The 12098-nt window shown below is 60.1% G+C and carries 13 protein-coding genes; 6 read left to right on the forward strand and 7 right to left on the reverse strand.

The window, feature by feature from the left end; translation table 11 throughout:
- The first annotated feature begins 517 nt into the window (after positions 1-517).
- From NW818_RS11520 to NW818_RS11530, 3 genes are all read left to right on the forward strand, one after another.
- Positions 518-1366, forward strand: coding sequence for a Tic22 family protein (locus NW818_RS11520; protein ID WP_414350234.1), 849 nt, complete (start codon positions 518-520; stop codon positions 1364-1366).
- A gap of 12 nt (positions 1367-1378) precedes the next feature.
- Positions 1379-2266: a peptide chain release factor N(5)-glutamine methyltransferase gene (gene prmC / locus NW818_RS11525; RefSeq protein WP_414424626.1), complete on the forward strand. Its 888-nt coding sequence runs from the start codon at positions 1379-1381 to the stop codon at positions 2264-2266.
- Positions 2267-2353: 87 nt separating this feature from the next.
- Positions 2354-3169 carry a sensor histidine kinase gene (locus NW818_RS11530; protein WP_414424627.1) on the forward strand — a complete coding sequence of 272 codons (816 nt, stop codon included), beginning with the start codon at positions 2354-2356 and terminating at the stop codon, positions 3167-3169.
- Positions 3170-3193: 24 nt separating this feature from the next.
- Here the strand turns inward: NW818_RS11530 and NW818_RS11535 are convergent, their stop codons facing one another.
- Positions 3194-3658 carry a YHS domain-containing (seleno)protein gene (locus tag NW818_RS11535; protein ID WP_414417421.1) on the reverse strand — a complete coding sequence of 155 codons (465 nt, stop codon included), beginning with the start codon at positions 3656-3658 and terminating at the stop codon, positions 3194-3196.
- A gap of 224 nt (positions 3659-3882) precedes the next feature.
- Positions 3883-4284 (reverse strand): photosystem II protein Psb27, encoded by a 402-nt coding sequence (psb27, locus tag NW818_RS11540; RefSeq protein ID WP_414424628.1) that lies wholly within the window; start codon positions 4282-4284, stop codon positions 3883-3885.
- Between the two features lie 65 nt (positions 4285-4349).
- Between psb27 and NW818_RS11545 the strand changes: the two genes are divergently transcribed.
- Positions 4350-5090 (forward strand): NnrU family protein, encoded by a 741-nt coding sequence (locus NW818_RS11545; protein ID WP_414421281.1) that lies wholly within the window; start codon positions 4350-4352, stop codon positions 5088-5090.
- Positions 5091-5124: 34 nt separating this feature from the next.
- Entirely contained in the window at positions 5125-5517 is a 393-nt protein-coding gene (locus tag NW818_RS11550; RefSeq protein WP_041437173.1) for a thioredoxin family protein, read from the forward strand.
- Here the strand turns inward: NW818_RS11550 and NW818_RS11555 are convergent.
- The 5 genes from NW818_RS11555 to NW818_RS11575 all read right to left on the reverse strand — a co-directional run bounded on the left by NW818_RS11555 (position 5454) and on the right by NW818_RS11575 (position 11361).
- Entirely contained in the window at positions 5454-7049 is a 1596-nt protein-coding gene (locus NW818_RS11555) for a hydantoinase B/oxoprolinase family protein (protein ID WP_414424629.1), read from the reverse strand. The genes NW818_RS11550 and NW818_RS11555 overlap by 64 nt on opposite strands.
- A gap of 5 nt (positions 7050-7054) precedes the next feature.
- Entirely contained in the window at positions 7055-7360 is a 306-nt protein-coding gene (locus NW818_RS11560) for a hypothetical protein (protein WP_414357859.1), read from the reverse strand.
- A 35-nt stretch (positions 7361-7395) separates the two neighbouring features.
- Positions 7396-7935, reverse strand: coding sequence for a PDZ domain-containing protein (locus tag NW818_RS11565; RefSeq protein ID WP_414344114.1), 540 nt, complete (start codon positions 7933-7935; stop codon positions 7396-7398).
- Positions 7936-8175: 240 nt separating this feature from the next.
- On the reverse strand, positions 8176-9126 hold the full coding sequence (gene pip, locus NW818_RS11570) for a prolyl aminopeptidase (protein WP_414424630.1): 951 nt from the start codon (positions 9124-9126) through the stop codon (positions 8176-8178).
- 27 nt (positions 9127-9153) lie between these two features.
- On the reverse strand, positions 9154-11361 hold the full coding sequence (locus NW818_RS11575) for a glycoside hydrolase (protein ID WP_414424631.1): 2208 nt from the start codon (positions 11359-11361) through the stop codon (positions 9154-9156).
- Between the two features lie 167 nt (positions 11362-11528).
- Here NW818_RS11575 and NW818_RS11580 point away from each other — a divergent pair, with 167 nt between their 5' ends.
- On the forward strand, positions 11529-12047 hold the full coding sequence (locus NW818_RS11580) for an HNH endonuclease (protein WP_414350223.1): 519 nt from the start codon (positions 11529-11531) through the stop codon (positions 12045-12047).
- Positions 12048-12098 lie beyond the last annotated feature (51 nt).

The following is a 12098-nucleotide window of genomic DNA, read 5'->3' on the forward strand; positions in this document are numbered from 1 at the left end:
GCTTATTATTGACTAGAGTCATGCTCCCTACAGCTGTGAGTTCGCACCCCTATCTTAACAAAAGTTAACAGCAGCTGCCACGTTTGCGCGGCTACATCAGGACACCGCCGAACAAGGCTGGAATAGGCAGCGTTTTATGGGAGAGCTGGGTACACAACCCTCGGAGGGATCTGCATCTAGCGTGGATCAGTTGTATGCGACTCCGTATATAGTATTGGGTGATGCGGGATCCCCACCCAAAATAGGGGCTTTGCCCCTCGACAGAGGTCGAGCAGATGTTCTAACCTTGGCTTCTAGGGTGGCCCAAGAGCGCTCTTCAAGATAGGTGTGCCGGGGTGTTGTCAGCGATGGCCAACCGGGATCCTAAGGCTAAGAGTGTGCCGCATCGCTAGCCTAAGCCCTGTTAAGCGGGTTTAATCTAGGCAGCTTTTGATTTGCCCCAGGCTGTTGGTTAGTACTTAGGAAGCTGACCCCATAGCAACCAGAACAAGGCGCGATGCCGGGAGTTGAGATGAGAATGACGCGTTGTAACGTAGTATCGCCTGTGCGCTCCCTCTGCCGCTGTGCAGCTCAGGTGGGCGGCGTAGCCGGGATCCTGATCGGAACAGCTTGGGGGGGTTTGGCTGTGACTCCTGTTTGGGCTCAGGAGAATGCCCTACTGGCTCAGGCAGCCGCAGGCCCCATGAGCCGGCAAGAGGTGGCGGAGCGGCTAAATCTGGTGCCTGTTTTTGCCATTGTGTCTCAGAACGGCACCCCCGTTGTCGCCAATGTGGAGCGAGATGGCCGCACCATCCAAGTGGTTTCCTTCTGGCTGGATCAAGCCCAAGCCCAGCAAGTGTTGGAGCAGGTGAAAGCCAGCAACCCCGAGATAGCCAGTCAAGCCCGGGTGGTGCCTCTCTCGCTGGGGTATGCCTACGAAAAATCGGAAGAGGAGCGCGCCAAGAATAGTGACCTGTATTTTGAGGTGGTGCCTCGGGCTTCTGATGTGGAAGCAGCCAAGCAGGTGCTGAAGGAAACCGGTCAAGATGTGCCTGCAGAAGCGATTGGTGTGCCTCTGTTCTATGGCCGCTCCGGAGAGGGGCTGCTGACCATCGAGCAGGATGGCCATGAGGTGGTGCCCTTCTTCTTCGACCGCAACGATTTGCGGAGGGCTTTGGATCGGGCGGCGGCGCAGAACCCGGATGTAGTTGGAAAGACCCAGATTGAAGTGACCTCGCTGGCCATTGTGGTGGAGCGCATGTTGGCTCCCGACGCACAGGCCGATGTGCAGAAGATCGCTTTTATCCCCTCTCGCTCGGCGCTGGAGTACATCCAATCGCTGGCCCGACCGGCCAATCCTTCCGCAAGTCCCCAGCCTCAGCGTTAACCTAAGCCCCTGATGGGATCCCCGTCTGCTCTGGTGAAGCGGTTAACAGAGTGGCGTGCCCAAGCCCTGAGGGCGGCAAAAGCGGCTGGGATCCCTGCCGAGGAAGTGGAGATTTTGCTCAAAGAACGGCTGGGGTGGGGGCCATTGGAGCGGTTGATGGGTCGCGCTCCGGCTGGGGAGGGGGATCCCCTGGAGGAGGTGCAGGCCCTTTGGCGGCAAAGGGTGGAAGAGCGCATCCCCCTACAGTACCTGTTGGGCAAAGTTGAGTGGGCGGGCTTGAGCTTGCGGGTGACGCCGGCGGTGCTGATCCCACGCCCGGAGACCGAGCTGCTGGTGGAGCAGGCTTCCCTTTGGCTACAGGCCAATCCTCTGCCGCCGGGATCCTGTTTTGCCGACCTGGGTACAGGCAGCGGGGCGATTGCCATTGCGTTGGCCCATCAGCACCCCCAGTTGCGGCTTCTGGCCGTGGATTCTAGCCCAGAGGCCTTGGCTATTGCAGCAGACAATGTGGCAGCCCACCATCTGCAGGAGCGGGTGAAGTTGCTGCTGGGATCCTGGTTTGTGCCCTTGGATCCCTGGCGGGGGCAGCTGCGCGGCCTGGTTTCCAACCCTCCCTACATTCCCTCTGCTGAGCTGGCCTCGCTCATGCCAGAGGTGCGACTGCACGAGCCACGACAGGCTCTGGATGGCGGAGAAGATGGCCTAGCCCACTTGCGGCTGTTGATTCAAGCAGCACCGGATTACTTGGCCCCGAACTCCTTTTGGGCGGTGGAAGTGATGCGAGGCCAAGCCCCTTGGGTGGCGGAGCAGTTGCAAGCTAGAGGCTGCTATCGGCAGATCCAAGTTCACCGAGATCTGGCCGGGGTTGAACGGGTGGTCAGCGCCCACTTCGTCGGATAGAAAAGGGTAGGATCCCATAAGATGGGGTATCGCCGGAGCCGGAACTGTCCAAAACTTAAAGCTCCGAGCCCAGAGATCTGAGCACGGATGGGATCCCCTGTCCTTCGCCAGGAGCACTTCTTGAGGGAGCCTTCGCCTACAGCCAAACCCGACCCACCCTTGCAGCAGGCCGCCCCTGCCGACGGGCAAGGGGCCGTGGATTGGCAGTTTGCTTTTGAACGCTCTGAGGTGATGCGGGCCTTTCAACAAGAGTTGCTTGTCAGCATCGGCCACGAGCTGCGCAATCCCCTCAGCAGCCAGATGGGATCCCTGCAGTTGGTGTTGTCGGATCTATGTGACTCTCCCGAAGAGGAGCGGGAATACCTTCAAAGTGCCAAAGAGGCGGTAGAGCGCCTGATCAAGCTGCTTGAGGAATACACCCGCCTGGCTCGCCATGACCTGCCCATCCAACCTCTGCGACCGGAACCGACCCGACTACGCCCCCTCCTGCAGGATGTGTACAGCCTAACTCGCCTACAGGCCCAGGATCAGGGCATTCGCTACGAATGGCCGGTTCTACAACCAGCCCCAGCCTCTGAGGTGCCCCTTCTCCCCGACAGCCTCACCGTTTGGGCGGATCCCCACGGCTTGGTGCAGGCGCTGCTGGGAGTGTGTCGCTGGGGCATCCGCACCCTACGCTACGGTTCGATGGCTTTGCACCCCTATCCCACCGCAGAAGAAGAGGGGCGACTGTGCCTGCGGTGGAACCTTGAGGGGCGATGCCATGTGCCCATTCAAACAGAGGGCTGTGCCGTCTGGCGGGTAAGCGAGCGGCTCCTGAGAGAAATGGGAGGCCAGCTGGAACTCTGCGAAAGCGGCCCCTACCGAGTTGGCATCAAGGTGACCCTGCGCCTCGCCCATTGAACCCCAGGCCAGAGGGACTTGGGCCTATCGGCTTCTCAAAGCTGGCCAGTTGGCATCTGCCCTCTTGATCAAGCCGGGGATGTCGCGCTCCCAGTTACGCTGTACCCGCTGGTTGGCGTTCAGGTACAGCTTGTCATCGACGATTTTCCAGGCAAAGGGATCCACCGGGTAAAGGTAGTTGTGGGCCACGGCCCAGGCACAAAACCCGCCGTACTGGGGGGCAAAGCGCTCTGGGTCGTTGCGAAACCGCTCCCGATTCTCGGCGCTGGCAAACCTCCAGGTCACCCCTCCCCACTCCCATTCATACTCTGGGGATCCCTTGACCGGCTTGCCGTCGATGAAATAAGCCACCGGGTCATAGCCCCGCAGGGCCAGGCCATCCGTTGCAAAAAAGGGGCCCGGGGATCCCTCCTCGGCAGCCCCAACAACCTGTCCTTGGGCTGGGCGAGACAGGAGCCAAGCTGGGTGAGAAGCAACAGCTCCAACCATCAGCAGCAGCGGGATCAAAGCCCAACGATTTTTGACCATCACGACCTCCCCAATCCTCAATCGAGATAAAAATCTCCTCCACTTCCAGAAAAGCACTGCGCCCTTCCTCTCAGATTCAAAAAGAGACCTGAGAAGACCCTGGCTTCTGCGGACTGGGAACAGTCTGGCCGCAGCGGGGAAATTTGCCTGTGATTTGGATCGGGGAGATCCAATCTAAAAAAAGCTCAACCTTCTCGGCGCAAGGCCAATTCCGCCCGATCCAGTTGCATCAGCACCCGCTCCACCTTTTCGGGGTTGAGAGGCCGGTTGGAAGTGCGGTACTGGGAGGCCAGCGTGTTAAACACCGTGCGCAAAGTGGTAAAAGACTGCAGCTTATCGTAGCGATGGCCGTGGTAGCGCCCAGAAAACTCCTGGATGGCTTGCATGGCTTCCGCTCGCGCCTCTTCCGGGTTCATCAGGGGATCCCCTTCTGAAAGGACGGTGCGCAGGGTTTGGATCAAGGTCATGCTGTCTTCGTAATACTTGCCGGTGAGACGGGCAGCCTGAGCAACTGAGCTCGCTGAGCCCAGCAAAAGGGCTACAGACAGGAGCAGGCTGACAAGACGCCGAAAAAAAGTTTTGAGCATGGGGAACCTAATGTAACTTATTTTTAAGCATAAGCCACAGCAACACCAGAGGAGTCATCCAAAAGATGCTGTTCACCCCCTTCAGCGACTTTCTGCAGAAGCTGGGCCAGTACGGATCCCATTGGACAATGCTGGCTCTAATCTTGGGATTTGCCTGTGCTCACAGCGGACTGGCCTACTTGCGGCCCTGGGGGGAAAGCTGGCTGGGATCCCGTCTGTACCGCATCTTCTTTGCTCTGGTGAGCCTCAGTTTGGCACCACTGTTGCTGATCTATTTTTTTAACCATCGCTACGACGGGGTGATTCTCTGGGATCTCCAAGCCGTCCCAGGCATTCGCACCACCGTTGCTCTTTTGTCTGCCCTCTCTTTTTTCTTTTTGTATCCGGCCACCTTCAACTTGCTGGAGATCGCCGCCATTCGCAAGCCGGAGATCCACCTGTTTGAAACCGGGATCATCCGCATCACCCGTCATCCGCAAATGGTGGGCCAGGTGATCTGGTGTGTGGCCCATTCCCTGTGGATTGGCTCCAGCTTTATGGTGGTGACCTCGCTTGGGCTCATTGCCTACCACCTGTTTGCGGTTTGGCACGGGGATCACCGCCTGGAGCGGAAATACGGGCAGGCCTTCCGCGATCTCAAGGCGCGCACCTCCGTGATCCCCGGCTTGGCCATTCTGCAGAAGCGACAGCAACTGCGCCCCCAAGAGTTTTTTCGCTGGGCCTATCTGGGGGTATTCAGCTTTGTATTGATTCTTTATGCTTTCCATCCCCAAATGGTTTCTGCAGCCAGCCAAGTTGCCTGGTAGCATGATCCCAAAGAACTTCTTTAGTTTGGGAGTGATGGCCTTGCAAGTTGCTTTAGATGCTTTTAATCAAGAACTTTTGACAAGTGATGGGTTGGTTTTGGTGGATTTCGGCGCCCCTTGGTGTGGCCTGTGTCGCTTCATTCAGCCGATTACCGACCGTCTCGTAGCCGAGTGGGGAGGGGCGGTCAAAGTACTGCGGGTGAATGTAGACGACAATTTTTGGCTGCCGCGCCGCTATCGGGTGCGCTCTTTGCCAACCCTAATTTTGTTTGAGAAAGGTCAAGAAGTGCAAAGGCTGGAGCACTTCGCCAGCCGCGATGAGGTGCTTCGCCGCTGCGAGCAGTTGTTTCTTGACCACCTGCGCTACCTGGGTTCGGGAGCCTGCTCATCCTCGTTTGAGCCCCAAGCCCCGCCGCCCGGCGTGTAGAGGGTGATCACGTCGCCGGCTTTTAGGGAGCGGCTGATTTTGCCAGGCAAGGGATCCCCGTTGAGGAGGTTGATCCCCACTTGGCCTGGCCCGCCTCCCTGTTCTCCTTGGGGGGCATAGTGGCGCCGCTCGGTGAGCAGGGAGAGGGTGCAATCCTGCAAAGTCTGGATGGAGCGGATTAGCCCCCAGCCGCCCCGCTGTTGGCCATGGCCGCCGGAATCCTGGCGTAGCTCGTAGCGCAGTACCCGCAGGGGATACTCCAGCTCCAGAGCCTCGATGGGGGTGTTGAGGGTATTGCTCATGCCCACATGCACTCCGTCCAAACCTGGTCGTTGCCGGCTGGCCCCCTGACCACCTCCCAGGGTTTCGTAGTAGGTGAAGTGGCGGTTGCCCAGCACACAGTTGTTCATGGTGCCCTGCCCCTGAGCGATGCTCCGCAATCCGGCCACGGGAGCCAGAGCTTTGAACACCACATCGGCAATGCGCTGCGAGGTTTCTACATTGCCCGCCACCACTGCTGCCGGAAACTGGGCATTCACCAAGCAGCCGGGCGGCGCCACGATCTCGATGGGATCCTCCAAGCCGACATTGCTGGGGGCCGTGGGATCCAACAGACAGCGCAGGGCAAACAACACCGCCGAGCGGGTGACGGCCAGGGGCGCGTTCAGGTTTCCCGCCATGGCCGGAGCAGTGCCGGTGAAGTCCACCCGCAGCTTCTCGCCCTCTACTTCCACCTGCACCCGAATCTCAAGGGGCGCGGGCGGATCCCCGTAGCCCTCCAACCAATCCTCAGCCGTGTAGATCCCATCGGGCAGAGCCTGAATTTGCGCCCGCATCCGCCGGCGGCTGTACTCGATGACCCCTGCGATCAACTGCCAAGCTTCCTCTTCTCCAAAGCGGGCCAGCAACTCCCGAAACCGGCTCATCCCCACTGCGCTGGCCCCCACCTGGGCCTGCAGATCCCCCCGCCGCTGCTCGGCATTGCGCACATTGGCCAGGATTAGGCGCAGCAGATCCTCCTGCCAGTACAACTCTCCTTCTAGAGAGAGCCCAGCCAGCCGTACCGGCGGGATCACCAGCCCCTCTTGCCAAAGTTCTGTGGAGTCGGCGGGCATGGAGCCAGGGCGCATCCCTCCAATATCAGCGTGATGAGCACGGTTCACAGCATAGGCGCAAATCCGGTCGGGATCCCTCCAGCCGGGAATGGCCGCGACCACCGTAACGTCCGGCAGATGGGATCCCCCCTGGTAGGGATCGTTGAGGAGAAACACATCTCCGGGTCGCGGGTTGGCTGTCACCACCGCTCGCACCGCCTGCGAAAGGGCGCCCAAATGCACCGGGATGTGAGCTGCCTGGGCAATGCAAGCCCCTTGCGAGTCAAACAGAGCTGTGGAGCAATCCCGCCGCTCCTTGATGTTGGCCGAATAAGAACCGCGGATGAGGCGGGCTCCCATCTCTTCGGCAATCCCCGCCAGAGCGTTGGCCATGACCTGCAACCGGATGGGATTGGAGACAGGATAGTTGCTATCCATATCCCTCAAAGCCTACGCCCCAGCCAAACGGCCACCCTGCGGATCCCTTGCCAGAACTGCAAACGACGTTGCCAGCGGGCAAGGGTATGGCGATTCTCGCGCAGACGATCCCGCAGACGCAGCAACTCAGCGGGAGTGGGAGCCAAGGCCTGTTGAGCTGCTTCTCGCCAATCGGCCATGGCCCGCTCCGTAACCCCAAGAGCCGAGCGCAGGCTCAAAATGATGGGGATAAGGGCGATCAGAGCCAGAAACAGCAGCCCGTTAAGAGCACAAACTGCCCAGACGGCCCATCCTGAAACTCCCATCGGCATTTACGGAGGTCTCCGGGTAGGGATCCCGACAAGGCTCACTGCTGCTGCAGCATCAAGGGGCGCAACACCCGGCCATCCCCCACCACAACCACCGTTGACAGCACCTGCTCACCACGGCGGAAGGTAATCGGCACCGATTGGCCTACCGGGGTATTTTGGATGATCTGCTGCACATGTTGCACGGAGGTGACCCGCTGCCCATCCACTCCAATCAAAATATCGCCCTGGGCCAGACCGGCTCGTTGAGCAGGACCATCCTGGAGCAAGCCGACCACCTGCACCCCTCGAACTTGCGGTGCGGGGCCGAACAGACGACGGCTGATGGCGCTCTGGGCTTGCTCGCCGTTCACCGTTTCAATGGCAACTCCAATGAAGCCGTTGCCGACAGCATAGGAGGCAGGCGACCACTGAACCCCGAAGCTGTTGGCGTCGCTGCTGACCTGAACCGTGGAGCCGTGGTGGTTGTAAGCTTCACCCCCAACCGAGTCGCAGGGGTAGGCCACAACTGCATCTGCCAGCAAGAAGGAGATGGGCAGGGCTAGGGCAAGCTTGAACAGATGGGTTGGTTTCTGCATGGTTCGACCCTGGAAACGGTGAAGTAGAAATGAGCTTGAATCCGCGAAGCACTTGGGTGGATGCACCAGCCAGGTGTGGGCAGCTTGCACCGCCCCTCCCTCAGTGATAAACCCAAAATCGCCAACTGTCGATAGGCTTGGCCGTGCTTCTGGGCTGGATCCCAAGGTTTTGCCGGCCTTCCTGTAGCAATTCTTCAAGGTCTTGGGATCCCTGGCAGCACTGGGTTGGCTCGGCGGGGCTCACAAACCGGCAAAGCGATCGGTGGCTTCCAGGAGGGCGGTGCGGATTCCGGGCTCGGTGATGGAATGGCCAGCATCGGGGATCATCCGAAACTCTGCTTCTGGCCAAGCCTGATGCAGCTCCCAAGCAGAGATGGGCGGGCACACCACGTCGTAGCGCCCCTGGACGATCACCGCCGGCAGATGCCGCAGCCGCCCCACTCCCCTCAGCAACTGATCCTCGGGATCCAAAAAACCGCCGTGGACAAAGTAATGGCACTCAATGCGGGCAAAGGCCTCGGCAAACTCTCCTCGACCAAAGCGCTCGATGAGCTCTGGGCTGGGGATCAACTTGCTGGTGCTGGCCTCCCAGACGGACCAGGCGCGAGCTGCCCTCAGCCGTACCTGGGGATCTGGGTCGTTTAGGCGGCGGTGGTAGGCTGCCAGCAGGTCATCCCGCTCTTCGGGAGGGATCGGCTCCAGGTAATGTTCCCAAGCGTCGGGGAAAAAGTAGCCGGCCCCCGACTGGTAAAACCAGCGGAGCTCAAAAGGGCGCAAGAGAAAAATGCCCCGCAAGATAAACCCCAGGCAGGCTTGGGGGTGGGTTTGCCCGTAGGCCAGGGCGAGAGCGCTGCCCCAGCTCCCCCCGAACACAAACCAGCGCTCAATGCCCAGATGCTGACGCAACCTCTCGATGTCTGCCACCAGATCCCAGGTGGTGTTCTCCCGCAGCTCGGCATAGGGGCGACTTTTCCCGCAGCCCCGCTGATCGAACAGCACCACCCGCCAGCGGCTGGGATCGAAATACTGCCGGTAGATGGGATCGATCCCGCCTCCAGGCCCCCCGTGCAAAAACACCACCGGCTTGCCTGCCGGGTTGCCGCACTGCTCGTAGTACAGGGTGTGGAGGGAGGAAACCGCCAGAAAACCTTGATCGTAGGGCTCGATGGGGGGATAGAGATCGCGCGACATAACTTGAAGCTCTGCTGGTCATCACTCTCAGGGTCTGCGCAGGGCAATGGTGGCCTTGGGCGGGATCCCTTCCTGAAAGGTCTCGCCATCCGCGGCCAGGATGACAAATTGCAGCTCCTGACCCGGCTGGGCGCCCAAATTGCTCCAGGGGATGGCCACCTCCAAACAGGCATCCACCACCGCCTTCACTTGATGGCCGATGGCGTGCCAGGTGTGGTACTCCCCTGCCTGCAAGAGCTGGGCTTGCACCTCTGCCGGATGCTGGCCGGTGCCGGGAGGCGGCAGTGACAACCGCAACAGGTGGCGGTAGTGGTAGTTGAGAGGGGCTTCTGCCGGCAACCCCTGCAGGGGAATGGGGCTGTTGACGGTGACGCGGTTGGGATAGAACCACAGCACCAGCAATTGCTTGGGCCGCTGCACCACCGAGTTAAAATCCAGCCGCAGGTAGAGGTTGAAGTGATCAAACCCGTACCAGAGGCGGCGAACGGCGCTGTTGCGGTGCATGGTGCCTCGGGCCGCTCCAATCTCCACCCGCCCGGCTTGGCTCCACTCCCGTTCTGCCGGACGACCGTTGATGGCCGGGTGGATAAACCCCTGCGGCAGGCGATCCCCTAGGCCGTCATGATCCTCCAGGGGAAATTGCAGCACGGTCGGCACCGCCTCTCCCAAAGCAGTGTAGAGCGCCTGCAGGTGCTCCCGAAACAACTGGTCGAAAACGGCATCATGGGCGGAGGAGTGGCCTGCCCCAAACCACCAGAACCAATCGGATCCCTCGGCGGCCCAGAGGGCTTCCCAGGCTTGGGGATTGGCGCGGGGATGATCCTGAATCACCTGGCGGGCCTGAGCCAAGAGCTCCCAAGCGCGGTTTTTCACCGGATCCCCAATCCAGGTGGTGAAGTCCGCCTCGATCCAGGAGCCACTGTGCAGCTGCTCTGCCGGCAAAAACTCAGTGGGAGGAAACTGATCCAGAAACTCGGAGACAGTCACCAAGCGCAGCGCCGGGTGCTGGCTGAGGCGGGTATAGAGGTTTTCCAAGAAGGGCCGGCCATCTTGGGGGTAGTACTCCCAGCAGTTTTCCCCATCCAGAGCGATGGTCACCAGCCAGGGCTGCTCCTGGGGCAGGCGGTTGCGGATGCTCTCCAGATGGCCAATGAGATCTTTGGCGGCAGCATCGGCGGGCATGGCGCTGTAGCTGAAGCCAATCAAATCCGAAAGGCGGTGATCCCGAAAGACAATCGCCAAATCCCCCCGCTCGGTTTCCAGGCGGTAGGGGCGGTAGAGCTTCTCCGGCTCCAGAACGTGGCCCTGCCCATCGCGATGAAAAGGCTGGCCCAGGCTCCACCCCAAAACCCCTTCGTCGGAGATGATCCACTCAAAGCCCTGTTTTTGCACAATCGGCACAATGGCAGGGCTTACGGATTGCTCGGAAGGCCACAGGCCCCGCGGATCCCGGCCAAAGCGCTCCCGATAGATCTGCTTAGCCCGCTCCAGTTGGCTGTGGACATCCTGCTCCCAGTGAAAGGGGTAGCGAGGCAAAGGCAACCCTGGCCGAGCCACCCGCGCCGAGCGCTCGCTCACCAACAGGGGCAAGATGGGGTGGGTATAGGGGCTGGTGGTCAGTTCCAGTTGGCCGTTGCTCTGCAGTTTGGCGTGCTGGGGCAAGATGGCGCCGAGGATCTGTTGTTGCTTGGCGTAGATCCGCTGCCGATCCGCCAGGGTAAAACCGGATCCCATTTTGATCCAGCCCTCAATCTCAGGATCCTCCTGAAAGAGAGGATCAAACCAAGACAGGTTGTGCCAGGCCAGCAGATCCCCGAAGTCCTGCGGAGTCCAGTACTGCAGACACCAGTTCACCCCCTGAGATTCCCGTTGGTTGTAGAGCTGCCGGTAACGGGGGTAGGGCTCGATCATGGTGGGGTAGTGGCTGTCGAAAAAACGCTCGACCACAAAGCGCAGTTGATCGGGGCCGAGCTTTTCGACAGGGGATAGGGTCAGTTCCAGGTAAGGATCAAAAGCCGAGCCGGCCACATACTCTTCGATCTGTAGAATCAGGGAGGGCACCAGGTTAATCGTTTGGTGCAAGCGGGGATAGCGCTCCAGCAGCAAGACCAAGTCCAGGTAATCTTTGATCCCGTGTAGGCGCACCCAAGGCATGCGATATTTACCCGCCACCGGACTTTTGTAGAGGGGTTGGTGTTGGTGCCAAACCAGGGCGACGTGCAGCGGGTAGGTCATGGGCGGTACCGGATCCAACCATCACCCGGATACTAGCCCATCTGTCTGGCTGGCGATCGTAAGAAACTCTTGAATGTCTGAGCTCTGCCGGTGTCGATGGCGGTGGGGAAAAGCTTGCCATTCGCAAGATTCCTCAGGAGAATGGCGGCAAAAGGAAGAGCTGAGCCATGACTGCCGCTACCCACCTTCTGGAACAGTCGATCGTTGTCTTTTCCCAAAACTATTTGCCCATCAGCCGGGTCAATATCAAGCGGGCAATCGTGCTGCTGCTAACAGGCAAAGCCGAACCGCTCTCGATGATGAATGTGCCGGTGTGGAAGGTGCGCTCCCCCAGCCAGGTCATTGAAGTGCCCGAACATATTCGCCTGACCATCAAGGGCAAAGAGCGCGCTTGGCGCGTGCCCCCTGTGAATCGGCGGGAGGTTTTGCGGCGGGATCACCACACCTGCCAGTATTGTGGCAGCACCCACAATTTGACCTTGGATCATGTCGTGCCCCTCTCCAAAGGGGGATCCCACAGTTGGGACAATGTGGTGACGGCTTGCGAACGCTGCAATCAACGCAAGGGCAACCGCACCCCTGAAGAAGCCAACATGCCCCTGCGCAGCAAACCCCGTGCCCCTCTCCACCCGACGGTGGCTTTTGCGGAGCAGTTCTGGCGCGAACACCAAAGTCGGCAAGAGTGACATCCTCCCGGCGCTCATCCTATGGACAGAGCGCGGGCCACCCTTCCCGTC

It is taken from the genome of Synechococcus sp. R6-5 (genome assembly GCF_047461775.1).
Taxonomy (GTDB): Bacteria; Cyanobacteriota; Cyanobacteriia; order Thermostichales; family Thermostichaceae; genus Thermostichus.